Source organism: Nocardioides islandensis (assembly GCF_015352455.1).
Classification (GTDB): domain Bacteria; phylum Actinomycetota; class Actinomycetes; order Propionibacteriales; family Nocardioidaceae; genus Nocardioides; species Nocardioides islandensis.
In genome coordinates this window covers 813,368-836,300 of record NZ_JADKPN010000001.1, presented here as the reverse complement: position 1 = coordinate 836,300, position 22,933 = coordinate 813,368, and the positions used below count along the sequence as shown (strand labels likewise).

At 72.4% G+C, this 22,933-nt stretch carries 15 protein-coding genes; 7 read left to right on the top strand and 8 right to left on the bottom strand.

Annotation, left to right across the window (positions count from 1 at the left end; all coding sequences use genetic code 11):
- Positions 1-18: 18 nt before the first annotated feature.
- Positions 19-579, bottom strand: a complete 561-nt coding sequence (gene thpR, locus ISU07_RS04030) for an RNA 2',3'-cyclic phosphodiesterase (RefSeq protein WP_228521306.1) — start codon at positions 577-579, stop codon at positions 19-21.
- A 40-nt stretch (positions 580-619) separates the two neighbouring features.
- Here thpR and ISU07_RS04025 point away from each other — a divergent pair, with 40 nt between their 5' ends.
- On the top strand, positions 620-1,372 hold the full coding sequence (locus ISU07_RS04025) for an endonuclease/exonuclease/phosphatase family protein (RefSeq protein WP_194705415.1): 753 nt from the start codon (positions 620-622) through the stop codon (positions 1,370-1,372).
- Between the two features lie 5 nt (positions 1,373-1,377).
- Here the strand turns inward: ISU07_RS04025 and ISU07_RS04020 are convergent, their stop codons facing one another.
- Positions 1,378-3,894, bottom strand: coding sequence for a hypothetical protein (locus ISU07_RS04020; protein ID WP_194705414.1), 2,517 nt, complete (start codon positions 3,892-3,894; stop codon positions 1,378-1,380).
- Positions 3,797-4,528 carry a VIT1/CCC1 transporter family protein gene (locus ISU07_RS04015; protein WP_194705413.1) on the bottom strand — a complete coding sequence of 244 codons (732 nt, stop codon included), beginning with the start codon at positions 4,526-4,528 and terminating at the stop codon, positions 3,797-3,799. The genes ISU07_RS04020 and ISU07_RS04015 overlap by 98 nt, the downstream gene beginning before the upstream one ends.
- Before the next feature lie 145 nt (positions 4,529-4,673).
- On the opposite strand from ISU07_RS04015, the gene glgX reads away from it, so the two are divergent.
- From glgX to treZ, 3 genes are read left to right on the top strand one after another with little or no spacing between them, the layout of a single operon-like run.
- Entirely contained in the window at positions 4,674-6,914 is a 2,241-nt protein-coding gene (glgX, locus tag ISU07_RS04010) for a glycogen debranching protein GlgX (RefSeq protein ID WP_194705741.1), read from the top strand.
- A 4-nt stretch (positions 6,915-6,918) separates the two neighbouring features.
- Entirely contained in the window at positions 6,919-9,048 is a 2,130-nt protein-coding gene (treY, locus tag ISU07_RS04005; RefSeq protein WP_194705412.1) for a malto-oligosyltrehalose synthase, read from the top strand.
- Positions 9,045-10,811 (top strand): malto-oligosyltrehalose trehalohydrolase, encoded by a 1,767-nt coding sequence (treZ, locus tag ISU07_RS04000; RefSeq protein WP_323742419.1) that lies wholly within the window; start codon positions 9,045-9,047, stop codon positions 10,809-10,811. The genes treY and treZ overlap by 4 nt, the downstream gene beginning before the upstream one ends.
- On the opposite strand, the gene ISU07_RS03995 is transcribed toward treZ, so the two are convergent.
- Positions 10,795-11,454, bottom strand: a complete 660-nt coding sequence (locus ISU07_RS03995) for a maleylpyruvate isomerase N-terminal domain-containing protein (protein WP_194705411.1) — start codon at positions 11,452-11,454, stop codon at positions 10,795-10,797. The two genes, treZ and ISU07_RS03995, sit on opposite strands and share 17 nt — an antisense overlap.
- A 53-nt stretch (positions 11,455-11,507) precedes the next feature.
- Complete coding sequence (locus ISU07_RS03990; protein WP_194705410.1) at positions 11,508-12,425, bottom strand: 1,4-dihydroxy-2-naphthoyl-CoA synthase; 918 nt, start codon at positions 12,423-12,425, stop codon at positions 11,508-11,510.
- Positions 12,426-12,458: 33 nt separating this feature from the next.
- Between ISU07_RS03990 and ISU07_RS03985 the strand changes: the two genes are divergently transcribed.
- The 3 genes from ISU07_RS03985 (at position 12,459) to ISU07_RS03975 (ending at position 14,273) form a co-directional block, all read left to right on the top strand.
- Positions 12,459-12,941: a ribonuclease H family protein gene (locus tag ISU07_RS03985; protein ID WP_323742418.1), complete on the top strand. Its 483-nt coding sequence runs from the start codon at positions 12,459-12,461 to the stop codon at positions 12,939-12,941.
- 200 nt (positions 12,942-13,141) lie between these two features.
- Positions 13,142-13,585 (top strand): nitroreductase family deazaflavin-dependent oxidoreductase, encoded by a 444-nt coding sequence (locus ISU07_RS03980; RefSeq protein WP_194705409.1) that lies wholly within the window; start codon positions 13,142-13,144, stop codon positions 13,583-13,585.
- Positions 13,586-13,658: 73 nt separating this feature from the next.
- A complete protein-coding gene (locus tag ISU07_RS03975; protein ID WP_194705408.1) occupies positions 13,659-14,273 on the top strand; it encodes an ACT domain-containing protein in 615 nt (204 codons plus the stop codon).
- 101 nt (positions 14,274-14,374) lie between these two features.
- Here ISU07_RS03975 and recD read toward each other — a convergent pair whose 3' ends face one another.
- From recD to recC, 3 genes are read right to left on the bottom strand one after another with little or no spacing between them, the layout of a single operon-like run.
- Entirely contained in the window at positions 14,375-16,153 is a 1,779-nt protein-coding gene (recD, locus tag ISU07_RS03970; RefSeq protein ID WP_194705407.1) for an exodeoxyribonuclease V subunit alpha, read from the bottom strand.
- Complete coding sequence (locus ISU07_RS03965; protein WP_194705406.1) at positions 16,150-19,506, bottom strand: UvrD-helicase domain-containing protein; 3,357 nt, start codon at positions 19,504-19,506, stop codon at positions 16,150-16,152. The genes recD and ISU07_RS03965 overlap by 4 nt, the downstream gene beginning before the upstream one ends.
- Positions 19,503-22,886: an exodeoxyribonuclease V subunit gamma gene (recC, locus tag ISU07_RS03960; protein WP_194705405.1), complete on the bottom strand. Its 3,384-nt coding sequence runs from the start codon at positions 22,884-22,886 to the stop codon at positions 19,503-19,505. The genes ISU07_RS03965 and recC overlap by 4 nt, the downstream gene beginning before the upstream one ends.
- Between the last annotated feature and the right edge of the window lie 47 nt (positions 22,887-22,933).

Sequence of the window (22,933 nt, the reverse complement as noted above, 5' to 3'; positions counted from 1 at the left end):
CGCACCGGTGCACCGAGGTCAGGCGCCCAGCGGGAACGACGCCACCAGCTCGTGCCGCGGCCGGTTGTGCGGGCCCTGGCCGAGGTACGACGCGACGAGCTCGACCTCGGCCACGTCCCACGAGGGTCCGCGGTACCCGTCCATCAGCCGCACCCACGACGACGCATCTTGCGGGTGCTTCAGCCGGGCCACCGTGACGTGCGGCTTGAACCGCGCCCCGTCGACCGCCACGCCGGCCTTGCTCGCGGCCGCCCGCGCCCCGGTGGCCAGGCGGCTCATCTCCGACCTGGCTTCGGGGTCGAGGTCGAGACCGGCCCAGATCACCCGGGCGCGACCGACGTTCGGGAACGCACCACCGCCGGCGATCGCGGTGTGGAACCTCGTACGCCGCTTGGCCGCGCGCTCCAATCGCTCCTCGAGGTCGTCCCTCGACCGCTCGGGCACCTCGGCCAGGAACGCGAGGGTCACGTGCAGCTGGTCGCGCGGCGACCAGCGGAAGTCCGCGGAGCCGCGTCGGGGCTCGAGGAAGTCGTCGAGGTGGTCCAGCGCGTCCTCGGGCGGCCGGACGGCCACGAACATCCGCACGGCCGCGACTGTACGGGCCGGGCAGAGTGGTCCCGTGCGGATCGCGACCTGGAACATCTACAGCGGCCGGCGCATCGGTGAGGAGGTCGCCGACCCGGACCGGTTCGCCGAGGCGGTCCGGTCGCTGGACGCCGACCTGCTCGGCCTCCAGGAGGTCGACCTCGGGCAGCCGCGGTCGGGCGGGCACGACCTGACCGGCATCGCGGCCGAGGCCATGGGCGCGGTCGCCGGGCGGTTCGTGGCCGCGCTGACCGGGGTGCCGGGCGGCTGGCAGCCGGCCGACGGGACCCGAGCGGTGAGCGGGCCGGCGTACGGCAACGCGTTCCTCAGCCGCTACCCGGTGACCGGCTGGCGCACGGTACGGCTGCCGCCCGCGCCGGTGCCCGTGCCGTACCGGTGGCCGGGCCACCGGCTTCCCTCCCTCGAGCGCGACGAGCCACGGGTGGCGATCGTCGCGGACGTCGACGCACCGGGCGGCCCGATGACGGTGGTGACCACGCACCTGTCGTTCCTGCCGGTCTCCAACCGACGACAGCTGCGTCGCCTGGTCGGTGAGCTGCCCGGCGACGACCGCCCGCTCGCTCTCATCGGCGACCTCAACATGCGCCGCAGGCGGGCCGAACGTCTGACCCGCCTGGCTCCGCTGGTCACCGGGTCGACGTTCCCGGCCGACTCACCCACCCGGCAGATCGACCACCTCCTGGCGCGCGGACTCGGCCAGGCGACCGGCGGCCCGGTGGCGCTACCACTGTCCGACCACCAGGCGCTGGTGGCCGACCTGGCTTGAGAGGTTCACCGGGTCCACCACTTGTCGACCGTCTCGTCCTGCACCACGACGAGCTTCGTCGAGGCGGCCCCCTCCTGAAGCTTTGCCAGAAACGCGGCCGGGTCCGATCTCCGCTCGAAGAAGGCCTCCGGACTGTCGACCTCCGCGTCCAGGAACAGTGCGAGCCAGGCGAGATCGTCGCCTTCGGTCGTCTTCCACGGCGCGCTCTTCCCCAGACGAGCGACCCGCACCCAGCCGGCCGCGACCGTCCGATGGACCCCCGTCGCGGCGACGAGCTCGACCGGCGTGGCATTCAAGATGTCCCGGATGTCGGTGAAGCCCAGCTTCTTGAGCTCCTGGGCGTGGGGCTCGAAGAGGGGCAGCTCGAGGTAGTCCTTCGGAGCCTCGTCGCCCACCAGGGACTTGAACTTCCTGCGTCGCTCGACGTCCAACCCCGACCCGCGGAAGTACCGGAAGGATGCATCCTCGCGCGCGGTCTCCTTGAGCGTCGGGTCTGCCTCGACCGCCGCAGCCAACGAGGTCAAGGCGACGTCGATGCCCGTCAGGTCGTCGAGGCCGCCGTAGAGGCATGCCTCGGCGTAGAGCTCCTGCGCGGAGTGCGCCGTCGGCAACGGATAGTCCGCTCGAATCCGGGCAACTCCGAGGGGGGAGCCGGGTCGATGGGCGCCGACGTCGGCGGTGACGAACTGGACCAGGGGACGAATGCCGTCGACGAAAGCCTGCAGCTTCGCGTCGTCTCCCTGGTCGATGTGCGCAACGGCTCGCCGCAAGGATTCCTCGGCCGCTCGACTCTTCTCCCAGTGCAGGGCTGTCTGCAGCTCGTCGGTGTCGAACCTGCTGACGTTGAACCAAGCCACCGCGAGGTTGTAGTAGAGCCGGACGCGGAACGCTTCGTACCCCTCAGGTCCGAGCAGCCCGAACTCCGTGTGGAGCCGTTCGAGATCCTTGGCACTGGCGAGCCACTGCTCGCGGGTCTTGGTCTCCTCGTCGATCACCTGCGCCAGCCGCGCGAGGGCGTACCTGGGACCGGCCGCCACCGCCTGCCTCAGCAGCTCCCTCCGATCGCTGGCCTGTCCCGTCGCGAGCGCCATGGTCAGCATGGCCAGCGCGCGCCAACGGGTAGCCCCGGCGAGGCCCGGCCTCAGGGTCCGGTGGCGCTTGCTCAGGACGACCAGAGCGTGCGATGCCGCCGCGAGTGCCAGCCGATCCCCCGGCGCAACCCCGGTCGCTGGTTGCTCGTCGTCGTCGGACTTCTTCTCCTTCTCCGACGCGAACACGATCTCGGGCACCACCAGGACCGCGTCGTCCACGGCGCGACCATTGCGGGTCATGGTCACAGTCCCGGCCGACCCCTCCCGCACGGCCACCGTCAAGCGCCACGGAGGAAGGGGACGGACGAGGCGGAGCAGGGCGAAGACAGCCTTCGCCACGCCACCGGTGGGCACCTCGGTGAGGGCATCCTCCGGCAGCTTGGTGAGGTCGCTGGCCCCGGTCGAGGTGAGCCCTCGCGGCTGCGTCGAGCCCAGCTGGGTCAACGCTGCGATCAGGCGCTTGGTCTGGGTGGTGTCAACCGATCCGCTCGCGTCCACCACCTCGACCTGCACCGCCAGAGCCGTGCCGCGCGCCCCCGCGACGATCCAGACCCCGAACGCCGCCACCGCACCCCACAGGACTACCCACCCGACAACGACGACATCCCTGTACTGCACGGACACCAGGTCGACCAGCAGGCCGAACACCACCGTCACGGCGACCGCCGAGAGCACCAGGTAGGCGCCGCCGATCCACCAGCTCGCACGTCTCGACCTCTCGCCCGGGTCCTTCACGTCCGGACCGACGACGGTGCCGGTGAGGAGCCGCGACACGACGAGCAGCAGCGCAAGCACCCCACCGGCGGCGGCCAACGGCGTGGCGGCCGGGCTCACGTAGTGCTTGGTGAACGACTTCCAAGCCGTCTCGATCTGCTCGGGCCAGCTTCCCGGTGCGGACGAGGGCTTCTCTGCCGACGCCTCCAGGTCGTCCAGGACGGCCAGTCCACGACCGGCGCATGCGTTACCCGGGGACTCGGCCAGCACCGCTTCGTAGATCATCCGGGCGACGTCGTACCGATCCGCGTCGTGCTCGTCGGCGACGATCTCGTCGGCAACGCGGGTCGGTCGATCGACAGCGTCCGCGTCGGTACACGCCGCGACGGCGTGCGGGGCAAGCGCTGGGTCCGGGACCGCCGTCGAGGGCTCGTTCGCCGTGCTCAGCCCGCCCAGCACCAGGACGACGAGCACGAGAAAGGTCGCGACGAGGACGACGATCTGCAGGTCTCGCGATCCCAAGATTCTCTTCATCAGTCCCCCGAAAGATGCAGTGCTGGGCGAACGGTAACCCCCGAAGGGGGTCGGTGGCTCGCCCCGAGCCGAACCGGGCCGCCCGCTAGCCCACCTGGGTGCCGACGGCCTGACCGATGAGGTAGGTGACCAGCATGGCGAGCAGGCCGCCGCCGACGTTGCGCAGCACCGCTCGGCGCGCATCGGCGTCTCCCATGCGCGCGCTGACGTACCCCGTGAGCGCGAGCGCCACGGCCACCGAGGCGACCGTCACCCACAGCCGCGTCGACGCGCTGGCCAGGCCGATCGTCAGCAGCGGGAGCAGTGCGCCCACCGTGAACGCGATCATCGACGCCCACGCGGCGTGCCACGGGTTGGTGAGGTTGTCCGGGTCGATCCCCAGCTCCACCTCGGCGTGCGCCGCGAGCGCGTCGTGCTCGGTGAGCTCCTCGGCGACCCGCATCGCCAGGTCGGCGCTGAGCCCCTTCTGCTCGTAGAGGAAGGCCAGCTCGGCGAGCTCCTCCTCCGGCTCCTCGGCCAGCTCCCGCCGCTCCTTGGCCAGCAGCGCCTGCTCGGTGTCGCGCTGGGTGGAGACCGACACGTACTCGCCCGCGGCCATGCTCAACGCTCCGGCGCACAGCCCGGCGATGCCGGCGATCAGGATCGTGTGCGTGTCGGACGTCGCCCCCGCGACCCCGACCACGATGCCGGCCGTGGAGACGATGCCGTCGTTGGCGCCGAGCACCCCGGCGCGCAGCCAGTTCAGCCGGCTGGCGACCCCGCCCTCGTGCGGCTCGTCGTCGTGGAGGGCGGGCACCTCGGCCGAGTCGCTGGTCACACCCCGATCTTCCAAGCCCGCTTGGGCATCCGCAACGAAGGCCAGCCTCCCCTACTCGCGCGTAGGGTCGCCCCTGCGGATGAAGGACTGGGTTCCGGCGTGTGCTTGGATCGATCCAAACACCTTGAGGAAAGTGGGCGACCACGTGGAGAGCTGGCCGGGATCGGCGTACCCCCTGGGCGCCACCTTCGACGGCAGCGGCACGAACTTCGCGCTGTTCAGCGAGCACGCCGAGCGCGTCGAGCTGTGCCTGTTCGAAGGAGCGGGCGGCCCCGATGTCACCGAGACCCGCATCGACGTGACCGAGGTCGACGGCTTCGTCTGGCACTGCTACCTGCCGACCGTCCAGCCCGGACAGCGCTACGGCTACCGCGTGCACGGACCGTACGAGCCCGAGCAGGGCCTCCGCTTCAACCCGAACAAGCTGCTCCTGGACCCGTACGCCAAGGCGACGGCCGGCTCGATCGAGTGGGACCCGTCCCTGTACACCTACGACTTCGGCGACCCGGACTCGCGCAACGACGCGGACTCCGCCTCCCACATGTTGCACGGCGTGGTCATCAACCCGTTCTTCGACTGGGAGGGCGACCGCCGCCTCAACATCCCCTACAACGAGAGCCTCATCTACGAGGCCCACGTGAAGGGGCTCACCGAGCTGCACCCGGACATCCCCGAGAACCTGCGCGGGACGTACGCCGGCCTCGCGCACCCGGCCATCACCAACCACCTCACCAAGCTCGGCGTCACTGCCATCGAGCTGATGCCCGTGCACCAGTTCGTGCACGACAGCACGCTGCAGGAGAAGGGGCTCCGCAACTACTGGGGCTACAACACCCTCGGCTTCTTCGCCCCGCACCAGGAGTACTCCAGCGCCGCCGACGCCGAGGACAAGATCGGCCAGCAGGTGCAGGAGTTCAAGCAGATGGTGCGCTCCATGCACGCGGCCGGCATCGAGGTGATCCTGGACGTCGTCTACAACCACACGGCGGAGGGCAACCACCTCGGTCCCACCCTGAGCTTCAAGGGCATCGACAACCCGTCGTACTACCGGTTGATGGAGGACGATGCCCGCTACTACATGGACTACACCGGCACCGGCAACTCCCTGAACGTGCGCCAGCCCCACTCGCTCCAGCTGATCATGGACTCGCTGCGCTACTGGGTCACCGAGATGCACGTCGACGGGTTCCGGTTCGACCTCGCGGCGACGCTGGCGCGGGAGTTCTACGACGTCGACCGGCTCTCGTCGTTCTTCGAGCTCGTGCAGCAGGACCCGGTCGTCAGCCAGGTGAAGCTGATCGCTGAACCCTGGGACATCGGGCCGGGCGGGTACCAGGTCGGCAACTTCCCCCCGCAGTGGACCGAGTGGAACGGCGCCTACCGCGACACCGTGCGCGACTTCTGGCGCGGCGAGCCGTCGCTGGGCGAGTTCGCGTCCCGCCTCGCGGGCTCGGCGGACTACTACGAGCACTCCGGCCGCCGTCCGGTCGCCAGCATCAACTTCGTCACCGCGCACGACGGCTTCACCCTGCGCGACCTGGTGTCCTACAACGAGAAGCACAACGACGCCAACGGCGAGGACAACAACGACGGCGAGAGCCACAACCGGTCGTGGAACCACGGTGTCGAGGGCCCGACCGACGACCCGGAGATCCAGGCCGAACGCGCCAAGGCCCAGCGCAACTTCCTCGCCACCCTCCTGCTGAGCCAGGGCGTGCCGATGATCCTGCACGGCGACGAGATGGGCCGCAGCCAGGACGGCAACAACAACACCTACGCCCAGGACTCCGAGATCGCCTGGATGCACTGGGACACCATCGACAAGCCGCTCGTGGAGTTCACCGCCGCCATCGCCCGTTTGCGGCACCTGCACCCGACGTTCCGCCGCAAGCGCTTCTTCACCGGCAACACCGTGCGCACCGGCGACGGCAAGCGCCTCAACGACATCGTGTGGCTGCACCTCGACGGCCACCCGATGGAGCAGGCCGACTGGAACGGCGGCGCCCAGGCGCTCGGGATGTACCTCAACGGCGACGGCATCGCCGGACTGGACGCCCGCGGTCGCACCATCACCGACGACCACTTCCTCATCTACTTCAACGCCGACGGGCAGTCGCAGGTGACCCTCCCACCGGAGGAGTACGCCAAGGCGTGGGACGTCGTGATCGACACCAGCGGCGTGTCCGACCGAGCCACCACGTTGGCGGCCGGCGCGACGTTCGAGATCGCGACCCGCACGGTCGTCGTGCTCCAGGAGCACGCCGAGCCCGAGTCCGAGCCCGATCACTCCGTGGCGGCGTCCGTGGCCGCACTCACCCAGGCGACGGTGACACCTGCTGCCGACCAGCGCGCCGGCGACCGTCCGACCAAGGCGCCCGACGCCTGAGGTGATGCGCACACCTCGGAGCACCTACCGGCTGCAGGTCACCCCGGACTTCGACCTGCACGCCGCGGCGCGTGTCCTGCCGTACCTCCACGAGCTCGGCGTCGACTGGGTCTACCTCTCACCGCTGCTGCACGCCGCGAGCGGCTCCACGCACGGGTACGACGTCGTCGACCCGTCGCGGGTCGACGTGTCGCGCGGCGGTCCGGCCGGTCTGGCCGCGCTGTCGGCGGAGGCCCGTCGGCTCGGCATGGGCGTGCTCGTCGACATCGTGCCCAACCACATGGGCGTGGCCGACCCGTCCCAGAACGCCTGGTGGTGGGACCTGCTCGCACACGGCCGCGACTCGGCGTACGCCTCGGCGTTCGACGTGGACTGGGACGCGTGCGACGGTCGGGTGCTCGTGCCGGTGCTGGGCGACGACGGCTCGCCACCCTCGGTGGCGTACCCGACCCCGGCCGACCACTACGAGCTGGTCTCGTGGCGTCGCGGGGACAGCGAGCTGAACTACCGGCGCTTCTTCACGATCACCACGCTGGCCGGGATCCGTGTCGAGGAGCCGTCGGTGTTCGCCTCGTCGCACGAGGAGATCCGGCGCTGGTTCGCCGAGGGTCTCGTCGACGGTCTTCGTGTCGACCACCCCGACGGGCTGCTGGACCCCGCGGCGTACCTCTCCGACCTCTCCGAGCTGACCAACGGTGCGTACGTGCTGGTCGAGAAGATCCTGGAGCCCGGGGAGGCTCTGCCCTCGTCGTGGGCGACCGCGGGGACCACCGGGTACGACGCGCTCGGCCTCATCGACCGCGTCCTCGTCGACCCGACCGGCGAGCACCGGATGCCGGGGCCGTCCGTGGACTGGCCGACCCTGACGCACGACACCAAGCGCGCGGTGGCCGACACGTCGCTGCTGGCCGAGGTACGACGGATCGCGCGCGAGGCCGGCGCCTCTGCCGACGCGGTCGCCGAGGTGCTGGCCTGCTTCCCGGTGTACCGCTCGTACCTGCCCCGCGGCGTCGAGCACCTGGACGCGGCGCTGACCTCGGCGCGTGAGCACCGGCCCGACCTGGCCCGAGCGATCGACGCGCTGGCCGAGGTGCTCCGGGACCCGGACCACCCGGCGGCCCGGCGCTTCCAGCAGACCAGCGGGATGGTGATGGCCAAGGGCGTGGAGGACTGCGCGTTCTACCGCTGGTCCCGGCTGACGTCGCTCAACGAGGTCGGCGGCGACCCGTCGGTCTTCGCGGTCGCGCCCGCCGAGTTCCACGCGGCGATGGCCCTGCGGCAGCGCGACTGGCCGCACGCGATGACCACGACCACCACCCACGACACGAAGCGCAGCGAGGACACCCGGGCCCGGATCAGCGTGCTGGCCGAGGTACCTGAGGTCTGGGCTGCCGCCCTCGACCGCCTGCTCGCGCTGGCCCCCGTGCCGGACCCCGGCTTCGGATCGCTGCTCTGGCAGGCGGTGGTCGGGTCGTGGCCCGCCTCCCGTGAACGACTCCACCAGTACGCCGAGAAGGCGATGCGCGAGGCGGGTGACCACACGACGTGGACCGAGCCCGATGCGGCGTACGAGCGCGCCGTGCACACCGCCGTCGACGCGGCGTTCGACGACGCCGAGGTACGTGCGGTGCTCGACGGGCTGGTGGCGCGGATCGACGAGGCGGGGCGCAGCAACGGCCTGGCCACCAAGCTGCTGGCCCTCACGGTGCCGGGCGTCCCGGACGTCTACCAGGGCACCGAGCTGTGGGACCACGGCCTGGCCGACCCCGACAACCGCCGGCCGGTCGACTACGACGACCGCGTGGCCCTCCTCGCCCACGACGCCCACCCGAAGCTCCGGCTCACGGCGGCCGCGCTCCGCCTGCGCCGCGACCGGCCCGACCTGTTCACGACGTACGCCGCCGTGCCCGCCTCCGGACCTGCCGCGGGCCACGTGCTGGCGTTCGACCGGGGCGGCGCGCTGACGGTGGTGACGCGGCTGCCGATCGGGCTCGCGGCGCGCGGAGGCTGGGGCGACACCGTGCTCGACCTCGCCGGTACGTGGCGCGACGTCCTGACCGACCGCGTCGTGACGGCACGTGTCGACGACGTGCTGCGCGACCTCCCCATCGCGCTGCTGGTGAGGGAGTCGTGAGCGTCATCCACAGATCTCCGTACGACGTGTGGGCGCCGCGCGCGCAGCGGCTGAGGCTGTCGGTGGGCGATGCCATCCTCGAGATGACGCGCGGGGCTGACGACTGGTGGAGCCCCGTCGGACCCGTTCCCCACATCTCGGAGGAGGTCGACTACGGGTACCTGATCGACGACTCGGACACGCCCCGACCCGACCCGCGGTCGCGGCGTCAGCCGGCGGGCGTCCACCAGCGCTCGCGAACCTACGACCCCTCGTCGTTCGCCTGGACCGACGAGCGCTGGTCGGGTCGGCAGCTCGCGGGAGCGGTGGTCTACGAGCTGCACGTCGGGACGTTCACCCCGGAGGGGACCCTCGACGCCGCCCTCGGCCGGCTCGACCACCTGCGCTCGATCGGCGTCGACCTCGTCGAGCTGATGCCGGTGAACGCGGTGAACGGCGTGCACAACTGGGGCTATGACGGCGTGCTGTGGCACGCGGTCCATGAGCCGTACGGCGGCCCACCGGCCTACCAACGGTTCGTGGACGGCTGTCACGCGGCCGGCCTCGGCGTCATCCAGGACGTGGTCTACAACCACCTCGGGCCGTCGGGGAACTACCTCCCGGAGTTCGGGCCGTACCTGAAGCCGGGTCGCAACACCTGGGGCGACCTGGTCAACCTCGACGGCGATGGCTCGGCCGAGGTGCGGCGGTTCATCCTGGACAACGTCCGGATGTGGCTGGCCGACTACCACGTCGACGGTCTGCGGATCGACGCCGTGCACGCGCTCGCGGACTCCTCCGAGCTGCACCTGCTCGAGGAGATGGCGATCGAGGTCGCCGCCCTGTCGGCGCACCAGCGCCGGCCGCTGACGCTGATCGCGGAGTCCGACCTCAACGACGCGAAGCTGGTCACGCCGCGCGAAGCGGGCGGCTACGGCCTGGACGCCCAGTGGAGCGACGACTACCACCACGCGGTGCACGTCGCGCTGACCGGCGAGACCACCGGCTGGCTGGCGGACTTCGAGCCCCTGTCGGCGCTGGCCAAGGTGTGCGAGCGGGGGTTCTTCCACGACGGGACGTACTCGTCGTACCGCGGCCGCCCCCACGGCGTGCCCATCGACACGTCGGCCATGCCGTCCTGGCGGCTGGTGGTGAGCAGCCAGAACCACGACCAGGTCGGCAACCGCGCGGTGGGCGACCGGATCACGCAGTCGCTGGACGACGACCAGCTCGCCTGCGCGGCACTGCTGATGCTGGCCGGGCCGTTCACGCCGATGCTGTTCCAGGGCGAGGAGTGGGCGGCGTCGACGCCGTTCCAGTTCTTCACCTCGCACGAGGAGCCGGAGCTGGCCGAGGCGACGGCGCAGGGCCGCATCGCGGAGTTCTCCCGGCTCGGGTGGGACCCCGAGGTCGTCCCGGACCCGCAGGACCCCGAGACGTTCGCGCGCTCCAAGCTCGACTGGTCGGAGCCGACCGGGGGTCGGCACGCGCGGATCCTCGACGTCTACCGCCGGCTGGCCGAGCTGCGTCGCGAGCTGCCGGCGCTGACCGACCCGGCGTTCGCGCACAACCGGGCCGAGGTGGACGAGGACACCAGGCTGTTCACCCTGCACCGGGGCGACGTGGTCGTGGTGGTCAACTTCGGGACCGACGCGGCGACCACGAAGGTCCACGAGGGCTTGGAGCTGCGCTTCGAGACCGAGTCGGGCGTCGACCTCGACGAGGGCACGTTGACGGTGCCCGGGCACGCCGGCGCCCTGCTGGCGCCTACCCGAACGCGCTGACCGGCCACTCCGCGCGCTCGGCGCGGGACAGCGCCCGCACGACCCGGTCCTGCCCGTGCCGACCGGCCGACAGGGCGGCGAGCAGCGCCAGCACCGGGTGCAGCGCCTCGTCGTCGAACGCCGGGGCCGGCAGCCCGACGCCGGCCGCCAGGTCGTCCGCGTGCACGACGACCTCCATCAGCCGGACCACCAGGAAGTCGTCGGTGGCCAGCAGGCAGTCCTGCCAGGGCACGTACGTCGTCGGCCCGGCTGCCGCGACCGCCGCCGGCAGCGCGGCGACGGACTCCGCAAGGACCGCGAGCGAGTGCTCCTGACGCCCCGCGGCCATCGCGTTGAAGTCCGCGGCGATCGAGGTGTTCTCCTCGGCGCCGACGGGAGCCTCGAACCAGTCGGTGCGCCGGTAGAGCTCGACCAGCGACACCGTCTCGGCGTGCGGCGGCACGGGCTGGATCCCCAGGAACTCCACCGCGCACTCCGGCTGGCTCACCAGATGCCGCACGAGGCCGCCGACGCTGAACCCCGGCAGCGTTGACTCCTCGTCCCAGGCGTCGGCGATGCGCGCGTCCGACACCAGCGGCGTCAGCGCCTGCGAGGCGCGGACCAGGGCGTCGCGGTCGAGGGTCCCGGCGAAGGTGAGCGGCATGCGGTGAGGCTACGGACCACACCGGACGGTTCGCGTCCGCAGCCGACAACTGGTCAGTAGTACCAGGGGAACCGCGACCAGTCCGGGTCGCGCTTCTCGAGGAACTGGTCGCGGCCCTCGACGGCCTCGTCGGTCATGTACGCGAGCCGGGTCGCCTCGCCGGCGAACAGCTGCTGGCCGACCAGGCCGTCGTCGAGGAGGTTGAAGGCGTACTTCAGCATCCGCTGGGCCTGGGGCGACTTGCCGTTGACGAGCCGGCCCCACTCCAGCCCGACCGTCTCGAGCTCGTCGTGCGGGACGGCCTTGTTGACCACGCCCATCCGGTGGCCGTCCTCCGCGGAGTACTCCTGGCCGAGGAAGAAGATCTCGCGGGCGAGCTTCTGACCGACCTGGCGGGCCAGGTACGCCGACCCGTACCCGCCGTCGAACGACCCGACGTCGGCGTCGGTCTGCTTGAAGCGCGCGTGCTCGGCCGAGGCCAGCGTCAGGTCGCAGACGACGTGGAGGCTGTGGCCGCCGCCCGCTGCCCAGCCGTTGACGAGGCAGACGACGACCTTGGGCATGAAGCGGATCAGCCGCTGGCACTCGAGGATGTGCAGCCGGCCGAGCTTCGCCGGGTCGACGGACTCGGCGGTCTCGCCCTCGGCGTACTGGTACCCGGTCCGCCCGCGGATCCGCTGGTCGCCGCCGGTGCAGAACGCACGCTTGCCGTTCTTCTCCGACGGCCCGTTGCCGGTCAGCAGCACGCAGCCGACGTCGCTGGAGGTCCGTGCGTGCTCGAGCACGGTGAGCAGCTCGTCCACCGTGTGCGGGCGGAACGCGTTGAGCACGTCGGGGCGGTCGAAGGCGACCCGCACGGTGCCGTGCGCCTTGGCCCGGTGGTAGGTGAGGTCGGTCAGACCTTCGAAGCCCGGTACGACGTCCCAGGCCGATGCGTCGAACGTCTCGGACACACCGTCGATGGCGCTCATGGTGCGACCGTAGTGGGCGGCTAGCGTGCGGATGTGAGCCCTACTGGTCGAACCGCCCGCGTACGCCGCCCCCGCCCGCCCGACATGGACGTCCCGGTCGGTGCGACGCGGGTCTGGACCGACGGGGCCTGCTCCGGCAACCCGGGGCCGGGCGGGTGGGCCTGGGCGCTCGACGAGATGTCCTTCGCCTCGGGCAGCGCGGCCCGCACCACGAACCAGCGGATGGAGATCCAGGCCGCTCTGGAGGCGGTGCTGGCGAACGACGGCCCGTTGCTCGTCGTCAGCGACTCGACGTACGTCGTGAACTGCTTCCGCGACCGCTGGTGGCAGGGCTGGCTCGACCGCGGGTGGGTGAACTCCGCCAAGTTGCCGGTGGCGAACCGCGACCTGTGGGAGCCCCTCATCGGCGCGTTCGTGACCCGCGGCGACGTCGCCTTCAGCTGGGTCAAGGGCCACTCCGGCGACCGGATGAACGACCTGGTCGACGCGCTGGCGGTGGCCGCGGCACGGGGGTGACTCGGAACACGCCACGGATCGGGCCCGGATCTTTGGATCGATCCAATCCTTCCCGCACCATGGATGCATGACCACGATGAAGCGAGTACTGAGCCGCATCGACGCCTACACCCTCCAGGTCTTCAACGCCCCCGGCACCCACGCCCGCCGCCGCCACCGCTGAGGGGAATGCCGTCGCCCACCGCGGCGGTTACGCGGACATGAGCCTTCTGCAAGGTGAGTACGTGCCGAGCACCCAGGGATGGGTCCGCGACCAGGTCGAGGAGTACGAGTCCTCCGGCGGAGAGCGCGCGAACACGCTGCGCGGCGGCCAGGACCCGATCGTGGTGATCACCTCGGTCGGTCGGAAGTCCGGGGCCCTGCGCAAGAACCCGCTGATGCGCGTGGAGCGCGGCGGCAAGTACCTCGCCGTCGCCTCGGTCGGGGGCCGCCCGACCAACCCCGAGTGGTACTACAACTTCCTCGCCAACCCGGTCGTCGAGCTCCAGGACGGCCCGGAGCCGAGGCTCTACCGCGCCCGTCTGCTCGAGGCCGAGGAGCGCGCCGACTGGTGGGACCACGCGGTCCGCACCTGGTCGACGTACGGCGAGTACCAGAAGAGGACCTCGCGCGAGATCCCGATCTTCGTGCTCGAAGAGGTCTGACGGACGCTCTCGCGGGGTCCGCCCTGCGGGCGAAGGAAATCCGCCCGAAACCCGAGGAGCCTAGGCTCGTGCCATGAGTCTCCTGCTGCGGGTCGAGCTGCCCGACGTCCCGGGTTCGCTCGGACGCCTGGCGACCGCGATCGGTGCCGCCGGTGGCGACATCGAGGCGCTCGAGATCGTCGAGAAGCGGTACGACGGCACAGCCGTCGACGACGTGCTCCTCGAGACGCCCGTCGGCGTGATGCCGGACTCGATCGTGTCGGCCTGCAACGCCCTCGACGGCGTGCGCGTCGTGTGGATCAGCCGGTACGCCGCGGGCAACAACCTGTTCCTCGACCTCGAGGTCGTGGAGGAGCTGACCGCCGCGCCGGAGACCGCCCTGGAGCGGCTCGTCGACATGCTGCCGGTCACCTTCCGGTGCGAGTGGGGGGCGTGGGTCGCTCCCGGCGACGAGGTACGCCACGGCACCGAGGGCGCGCCGAGCGACGTCCCCTTCGTCCCGGCCGACAAGCCGATCCGGCTCGAGGGCGGCGAGGACGACGACGTGCGCTGCGCGGCCCCGCTCACCGGCAAGGACATCGTGGTGATCGGCCGGCGCGGCGGACCGGAGTTCCTGGAGTCCGAGCTCGCGCGCCTCGGCCACCTGGCCGGCCTGGCGGCCTCGATCTCCGAGCGCTCGGGTCGGTGAGCTCGCGAACCGAACCGAGGTGAGCGAGGAGGTTGAGGAGGCTCGGCGCACATCGGAGCGGAGCGACGAGATGCGTGAGCCGTCTCGAAACCAAGCCGGGGCTAGTCGGCCGCCAGCCGCTCGGCCAGCCCGGACGCCCGCTGGGCGCGGCGGGTCACCGCCGCGCGGACGGCCGCCTCGGTGCCGACGACCCGCACCTCGTGCTGTGCGCGGGTGATCGCGGTGTAGAACAGCTCGCGGGTCAGCAGCCGCGAGCCCTCCTCGGGCAGCAGCACGGTGACCTTCCGGGCCTGGCTGCCCTGGGCCTTGTGGATCGTCATCGCGTGCATGGTCTCGACCGCGTCGAGCCGGCCGGGCGCGAAGTCGCGCAGCCGGCCGGAGCCGGAGATGTAGACACGGCGGCGCTGACCCTGACGCACCACCACCCCGGTCTCGCCGTTGTAGACGTCGAGGGCGTAGTCGTTGTTGGTCACGAGCAGCGGCCGCCCGACGTACCACCCGGCGACAGCGGGCCCGCCGACCTCGCCGACCTCCTCGGCCAGCCAGCGCTCGACCAGGCCGTTCCAGCGGCGCACGCCGTAGGGGCCCTCGCGGTGGGCGCAGAGCAGCCGTTGCTGGTCGAGCGCACCGAGCGCACCGTCGGGGTCCTCGGCCTCGGCGTGGCGACGGATGTCCAGCGCCGCGCGGACCAGGTCCGGGCGCAGCTCCTCGACCAGTTGCTCCTCGGACGACGCCTCGACGAACGACACCTGGCGGGTGGAGGACCTCAGCACGTCCAGGACGCCGTCGGCGTCCTCGGCCTGCAGCGCTCGAGCGAGCTCGACGATCTCCTCCTGTTCCTCGAAGCGGTGGTTGTAGGTCAGCTCGACCACGGGTGAGTCAGGCCTGCCGGAGTAGCCGCGGACCAGGTCGCCGAGCACGGCGCCGGCGCCGACCGACGTCAGCTGCTGCGGGTCGCCGACGAGGATGAGCCGGCTGTCGGGCTTCAGCGCCTCGAGCAGCCGCGCCATCATCGTCAGCTCGACCATCGAGGACTCGTCGACCACCACCACGTCGTGCTTGAGGCGGTTGCCACGGTCGTGCCGGAAGCGGGTGGTGTTGTCGGGTCGCCACCCGAGCAGCCGGTGCAGGGTCACCCCCTGCGGCCGGCCGAGGAGGGCGACCGCCTCGGGCAGCCCGGTGAGTCCGGCCAGCTCCTCGCTCACCGCCTCCTGCAGCCGGCTGGCCGCCTTCCCCGTGGGCGCGGTCAGGGCGACCGAGATCCGCTCACCTCTCGCCGACGCCTGGTCGGCCACCAGCACCAGCATCCGCGCGACGGTCGTCGTCTTGCCGGTGCCCGGGCCGCCGGTGACGATCGTCGTCCATCGCCGCGCGGCTGCCGCGGCCGCGGCGAGCTGCTCGTCGCTGGCGTGCGTGCCACGCGCCTGCGCGAGCGCGCCGGCGAGCCGCTCCTCGTCCACGTCGGGCGGCGCTTGGGCGGACCGCTCCACCAGGTCGTCGCGTACCTGGCGCTCGAGGCGGTGGTACCGGTCCAGGTACAGCAGCCCGAAGTCCGACCGCAGCACGCCGCTGTCCAGCAGCCCGGACGACGCCACCGCGCCCTCCCAGGAGTCGAGGTCGGGCCAGGGCAGCTCCGGCGCGTCGGTCCGCACCTGGTCCAGCGACAGGCACACCGAGCCGCGGCGTACCGCCCGCACCGCCAGCGCGAGGGCCAGCAGCACCCGCTCGTCGGTCTCGCCGCCGAGCACGCCGACCCGGCGGGCGACGTGCAGGTCGGAGGCGGTCAGCAGCAACCCCTCGTTGAACTCCCCGAGCAACCCACGGCGCCCGGCGGCCAGCCGCCAGTCGTGCTCGCTCGTCGGCTCGAACAGCTCGGTCATCGCACTGGCTCCCGTCCTGGTACCCGTCCGGCCAGCAGGTCGGACAGGCCCTCCACCAGGGGCACCGGCGCCCGCCAGGTGAACACGCCGCACGGGGCGCCGTCGACCAGCGGCGTGTCGGGCCCGCACATCCCGCGGACGTAGAGGTACAGCACCTCGCCGAGATGAAGCTCCGGGTCGTACGCCGGCAGCCGCCAGCGCAGGAACCGGTGCAACACCGCGGCGTACAGCAGCGCCTGCAACGGGTAGTCCGAGTGGCCCATCGCCGCGTCCAGCGCTTCGGGCCGGTAGGCCAGCGCGGTGAGCGGCTCGTCGGTCGGGCCGAGCCAGTTGGTCTTGTAGTCCACCACGTGGAACCGCGACCCGCCCGGCCCCGGCACCCGGAGGACCACGTCGACCGAGCCCGTGAGGTACCCCCGCAGCGGCTGGTCGCCCAACGGCCCGCGCAACGGCTCGGCGTACGCCCGCACCGGGTCGCCCTCGGGCAGGTGGCGCTCGAGCAAGGGGGCGAGATCTCCGAGACGGACCTCCGGGCCCGCGGAACGCACGTCCCCACCCGCCAGCGGCAGCTCGAAGTCCATCTCGCGCAGCCGGTCCGACAGGGGTACGCCGCGCAGCGTGACGCCGTCCAGCCCGGTGCCGGGACCGCCGAGCGGCGAGTCGCAGACCGCGACCAGCGCGTCGGCCAGCTCCTCGCGGTCGAGCTCGACCGGCCACCAGCCGCGCTGCTCGTCGACGTGACCGAGCAGCTCGGCACGGAAGTCCGCCGCGGCCGGGTCGGCGTGCTCGAGCACGGCGTGCACCAGCGACCCGAACGTCGCTCCCACCGGCAGGCCGGCCATCGGGGAGGCGACATCCTCGCCCAAGCCGGTCGAGCCCCCGCGAGGGACGAGCGGGGTGTCGAGACCCTCCGACGCGACCTCCTCGTCGTCCTTGCCCACCACCTCCGGCTCGCTGGTGACCGCTTCCGCGACGGTCTCGACGCGGACGGCGCTGAGCGAGGAGTACGACGTACGCCGCCACGCGGCGTCCACGCTCCGGGTGAACCGGCGCACGCCGAGGGCGGGGATCGCGTCGACCTCGGGGGCGTCGGTGAGCTCGGCGACCTGCGCGAGCTCGGGCGCCGGCCCGCCGCGGTCACGCCACTCCCCGAACAGCCGGACGACCTCGTCGTCGGACGGCACGCCCGGCTCGCCAGGGACCTCGGACGCGTCGGCCGCGCGCATCAGCATCCGGTGCAGCGGCGAGGCGATGGTGTTCTTGGTCGGCGACCACCAGCAGACGACCTGGGACTGGGCGCGGGTGAGGGCGACGTACAGCAGGCGTAGCCACTCCCCGGCGTCCTCCTCCTGGGCCCGTCGTACGGCGTCGGACCAGCCGGCCCCGCCCTTGCCGACGTTGCGGCAGCGGGTGCCGTCGTCGTCGTGGTAGCGCGGCAGCTCCGGCTCCGAGACGTGCCGGTCGGCGACGGCGGGGAGGTAGACGACGGGGTACTCCAGGCCCTTGCTGGCGTGGATCGTCACCAGCTGGACCGCGGCCGCGTCGGAGTCGAGGCGGCGGGTGCGCTCCAGACCGCGACCCGCGCGACCCTCGGCGACCTGCTCCCGCAACCAGGTCAGCAGCGAGACCAGGCCGTGACGTTCGGTGAGTGCCGCCTCGTGCAGGGCCTCGCCGATGTGGCGCAGGTCCGTGAGCCGCCGGTCTCCGCCGACCTCGGCCAGCACGCGAGCGGGCAGGCCGGCGACGGTGGCAGCCTCCAGCACGGCGGCCAGGCCGCGGCCGCCGAACAGCTCCAGCCAGGCGCGCAGGGTGTCGGCCACCTCGTCGGTCAGGTCGTCGCCACGGCGGTCGAGGTCGGCTGCCGTGTGCCCGAAGAAGCCGGTCAGCGCCGCCGCGCGCACCCGCGTGCTCCGGTGCGGCTGCTCGAGCGCCTCCAGCAGCGTCAGCCACTCGACGGCGGCGGGCGTCGCGAAGACACTGCCGCCGCCGGCGATCACGCCGGGCACGCCGACGTCGGCCAGCGCGGCCTGGGCGTCGGCCAGGTCGGCGTGGCGGTAGCTGATGACGGCGATGTCGCGCGGTCGCACCGGCCGCCCGCAGTACGTCGCGCCCGAGTCGAGCAGGCGGCGGATGTCGTGGGCCAGGTCGCGCGCGATGCGCGGCCGCACCTGCCCCACCATCAGCAGACCCGGGCGCTTCGACACGTCCGTACGCCGCACCACCCGGACCCGGAACGGGTTGCCCGCCCCCTCCAGCCGGCTCGTGGCGTGGTGCGCCTCGACGTCGCGCACGACGATGCGCTCGTCGCCGAGCTCGGCCCCACGCAGCAGCTCCTGGAGGGAGGAGAGCAGCGGGGCGTCGCTGCGCCAGTTCACCGACAGCGTCTGCTGGGTCGCGGCGGTCGCGGCCGCGGTGAGGTACGTCGTGACGTCGCCGCCGCGGAAGGCGTAGATGGCCTGCTTGGGGTCGCCGATCAGCACCATCGTCGCGTGACCGGAGAAGGCGCGGTCGAGCACCTCCCACTGCACCGGGTCGGTGTCCTGGAACTCGTCGACCAGCACGATCCGCCAGCGCTGCCGCATCCGCTCGGCGGCGGGCGAGCCGTCGGGCTTGAGGGCGTCGGCGAGCTGGGACAGGAGGTCGTCGTAGGACAGGATGCCCAGCCGCCGCTTGCGCCGGTCCATCTCCTCGCGGACGGCGCGGGCGAACGACACCCGTCTCCCCGCCGTCGTGGCGCGGTCCTCGGACGCCGGCTCCAGCCGGGCCTGCGGGTCGTCGACCACCCGTCGCGCGATCGTCAGCGCCTCGTCGTAGGAGAACGCCGGGCCCTGCTCGTCGAGCGCGAAGGCGCGGAGGTACAGGTCGTCTACGGTCTCCTTGACCAGGTCGTCGAGGTCCTCGACCAACCGGGCGCGGGAGTCGGAGTCGCCGGCCACGCCGAGGGAGTCGAGCACCATCGAGCAGAACTGGTGGGTGGTCGCGATGGTGGCCGCGTCGAAGCCGACCAGCGCGTCGACCACCCGGCGGTGCGCGAGGCGGCGCCGGTCGTCGTCGTACTCGAGCAGCAGCTCCACGAGCGTCGACGGCTCGACGGAGGCCCGGTCGGCCGGGTCGTCGCTCAGCGCCCGCTCGGCCTCGACGAGCTGGGACCGCACCCGCTCGCGCAGCTCCTGGCTGGCCGCGCGGCCGAACGTGACGACCAGCATCTGCTCGAGGGGGGCGACGCCCTCCACGACGTACCTCGTCACGAGAGCACCGATCGTCCACGTCTTGCCGGTGCCCGCGCTGGCCTCGAGGAGCACGGTGCCGGTCGGCAGCGGGTCGGTGATGGTGAAGGGCTTCGGGTCGGTCACAGAGGGCCGACCTTCTCCACGCCGCTGAGCAGCGGCTCCCAGATGCGCCAGGCGTGCTCGGGCAGGCCGAGGTCGAGCAGCTCCTCGACCGGGAGGTGCGCGCCGAACACCCGCACGTGGTAGGCGTCCTCGTCCTCCTTGGCGAACGACGCGGCCCCGGCGAACCGGTCGGTCTCCCACTCGCGGCGGGCGGCCTGCTTGACGTCGATGTCCATGCCGCGCAGGGACTTCGCGTGCGCGTCGGCCCACGCGGCGGCGGTCGCGATCGGCACCGGGAGCGGCCTGGTCAGGCCGAGGTCGCGCAGTGCGACCAGGTCGCGCAGCCAGGTCAGGGCACGCTCGTCGAGCGGGCCGGTCAGCGCGCGCTTCGGCCCGGCACGCTCACGCCCGACGGCGTGGCCGGTCCAGCTCTCGTCGGGGTCGGATGCGGTCAGGGCGAGCAGCTCGACCCAGGTGCGCAGGCGCTGCTTGGCCTTGAGGCGGGAGTACCCCAGCGAGACCAGCTTGGTGCCGTAGACACCGGCGACCGTGCCGGTCAGCCGCCGCCCGTCGCCGAGGTCGACGTCCACATCGAGGGAACGCGACACTCCCGACACCAGAGACGCAGACGCGTTGAGCAGCTTCTGACATTCAGGGATCACATCTTGAAGGGCCTTCCAACCAAGGTTGAACGGCGGGATCCGCCCCCGCAGCCGCTCGGCATGGATGACAGCGTCGGGGTCCTCTCCATCAAGTGCCGCCTGTAGGATCTCGTCTCCTACCTGCCATTGTTCGAGAGCGTTCAGCGCAACCGGGATCGCGTCGACCAGCTCCTCAGACCGGAGCAGCATCCCGACGCCAAGACGCTCGCGAAGGAACGCCTTCGCCGGGTGTTCCAGGAAAGCGATCAAGTCTTCGAGGTTGACGTCCTCGGCCGCACGCGACGGCAGGTCGCCGGTGAGCAGCGGCGGCACCGGGCGACGTACGCCGGCGGCCGACCGCGCCCCGGCCAGCGCGCTGTCGTCGAAGGAGAAGGGCCGCTGGGTCGGGCCACGCAGGTCGGGCACGTCCCACTCGGGCGGGTCGACCGCCGGGTCACCGACCTTGAGGTTGCGCGGGTCGTAGGGCTGGAGCGGGTGCCGGACCAGGATGTCGTCGCGGACCGGTGCGGCGGTGGTGCGGTCCGCGGCGTCCAGGAGCTCGCCGAGCGGCACGGCGGGGGGGCGTCGCGCGCCGGAGTGCTCGTTCGCCCCGGTGTAGGTGATCACCAGGTGCTCGGTCGCGGCCATCAGGGCATCCAGCAGGAGCTGGCGGTCCTCGCTGCGACCGTCGCGCTCGCCGGTGCGCGGGTGGCGGGCGAGCACGTCGTCGCCGTCGACGAAGCCGGCGCGCGGGAAGACCCCGTCGTCGAGCCCGAGCAGGCAGACGACGCGGTGCGGGACCGAGCGCATCGGCACCATCGTGCAGACGGTGAGCGTGCCGGTGCGGAAGTTCGCCCGGGTCGGCCGGCCGGCCAGGCGGCCGCCGAGCAGGGCGCGCACGTCGGCCAGCCGGAGCTCGAGGTCGCCACCGGAGTCGGTCGCGGCGGCCCGCGCCAGCTCGCGCTCGAGCTGGGGGAACTGCCAGGCGTCGTCGGTCGGCACGTCGGTGAGGTCGCGGACGCCGGTGCGCAGCGCGGCCATCCAGTCCGCGACCGTGCGCGCGTCGGCCAGCGCGCGCAGGCAGCGTTCGAGCCGGTCGACCAGCTCGGCGAGGCGGCCGGCGAGGTCGATCTCGTTGCTGCCGACGTCGTCGAGGGGCAGGCCGGTGCCGAGGTGGCGGTGGTCGTCGCCGCTCATGGCCACGCCGAGGAGGATGCGGTCGAGCCCGGTGCGCCAGGTGTTCTGCGGGAAGCGGTCCATCGAGAACGACGCCCGCGCCTCCTGGTCGAGGCCCCAGCGGATGCCCGTGCGCGCGACCCACCGGCCGGCGCGCTCGAGGTCGTCGTCGGTGAACCCGAACCGCCGCCGGCACGGCTCGGTGGCCGCGAGGTCGAGCACCTCCGACGCGGTGACGCGGCCGCCGCTCAGCTCCAGCAGCACGCCGGCCACCGCGAGGAGCGGGTTGGTGCTGACCAGGGCCCGGTCGGCGAGCTTCACGCGGAGGCGGTGCGCGGGGTGCGCGACCACGCCATCCGTCCCGTCAGGGCCGGTCGGCGCGAGCCCGAACCCGGCCGAGATCAGCGGCGCGTAGGTCTCGATGTCCGGGCACATCACGAGGATGTCGCGTGGCTCGAGGGTCGGGTCGTCCTGGAGCAGGCCGACCAGCACCTCGCGCAGCACGTCGACCTGCCGGGACGGCCCGTGGCACGCGTGGACCTGGAGACTCCGGTCGTCGGGGTCGTGGTGGCGACCGGCCCGCTCGTCGACGGCCGGCGCGTGGTTGGCACGGAGGTCGTGCTGGAGGAGTCCGAGGAGCGTGCGCGGCTCGCTCTCCCGTGGGACCACCGCGTCGCCGGAGGGGAACCCGGCGCCGTCGAGCGACCGCCGCAGCTCGCGGGCGTCGCGGCCGAGGGAGGCGAGCAGGGGATGCCCGACGTGCGTCGCCGACTCGTCGGCGTCGCGGGCCACGACACCACCGAGCCCGGCGAGGTCGTCCCACAGCGCGGGCGAGGCCTGCGGGAGGTACAGGTGGACGTCGCGGTGCTCGCCGAGCGCGCCCAGCAGCTCGACCTCGGTGGCCGGCAGCCGGGTGTGCCCGAACAGCGACAGCCGCGGCGGCAGGTCGAGCCCGGCCCCACCCGCGCGCAGGGCCGCCAGCGTGGCGGCGTGCCGGACGTCGGGCGGCGGCCCGTCGACGCGGGGCAGCAGCCGACGCCAGAGCTCCGGCTGCCACGCCAGGTCCGGATCGATGACACCTCCCGCACCGTCGGTGTCGCGGCCCTCGCGCCAGTCGGTGACCAGGCTGGGCCGCTGCACGGCGTACGCGGCGAACAGGGACGCGAGCCGGAACGCGACGCTGTAGCGACGGTTCTGTCGCAGCTCGGCGTCGGCGCCGGACAGGCCGTGTCCGAGGTGGGTGGCGAGGGTCGCGCACCAGGGCTCGCCGAGGCTGGCGTCGATGGTGGCCAGCAGCGGCCAGACCAGCCGCTCGGGGTCCCAGGGGTCGTCGGCGTCGCGACCGATCAGCAGGGAGACCAGGGATCGTGGCTGGAGGAACCGCACCCCGGCGCAGACGCCGTCCCCGCCACCGCCGACGCCGAGCCGGTGGGACAGGCGCTGGGTCAGCCAGCGCTCGACGCCGCGGGCCGGGACGACCACGACCTCCTGCGCGAGCGGGTCGTCGAGCGGGCGCGCCAGCAGGTCCCCCAACGCCTCCGCCAGCAGGTCGGTGCGCGGGGCCCGGTGCAGGTGGAGCGCCACGAGGCGACCCTAGACGGGAGTTCAGACAGCACTGGCCGAACAGCACG

Excerpts from the sequence above, each read along its gene's own strand:
- thpR (WP_228521306.1), bottom strand. The coding sequence starts at position 579 with ATGTTCGTGGCCGTCCGGCCGCCCGAGGACGCGCTGGACCACCTCGAC.
- ISU07_RS04020 (WP_194705414.1), bottom strand. The coding sequence starts at position 3,894 with ATGCGCGCCGAGCGGTGCTGCGCAACGTCGGCGGCGGCCTGCTCGCCA.
- treY (WP_194705412.1), top strand. The coding sequence starts at position 6,919 with ATGCGCACACCTCGGAGCACCTACCGGCTGCAGGTCACCCCGGACTTC.
- ISU07_RS03995 (WP_194705411.1), bottom strand. The coding sequence starts at position 11,454 with ATGCCGCTCACCTTCGCCGGGACCCTCGACCGCGACGCCCTGGTCCGC.
- ISU07_RS03990 (WP_194705410.1), bottom strand. The coding sequence starts at position 12,425 with ATGAGCGCCATCGACGGTGTGTCCGAGACGTTCGACGCATCGGCCTGG.
- ISU07_RS03980 (WP_194705409.1), top strand. The coding sequence starts at position 13,142 with ATGAGCCTTCTGCAAGGTGAGTACGTGCCGAGCACCCAGGGATGGGTC.
- ISU07_RS03975 (WP_194705408.1), top strand. The coding sequence starts at position 13,659 with ATGAGTCTCCTGCTGCGGGTCGAGCTGCCCGACGTCCCGGGTTCGCTC.
- recD (WP_194705407.1), bottom strand. The coding sequence starts at position 16,153 with ATGACCGAGCTGTTCGAGCCGACGAGCGAGCACGACTGGCGGCTGGCC.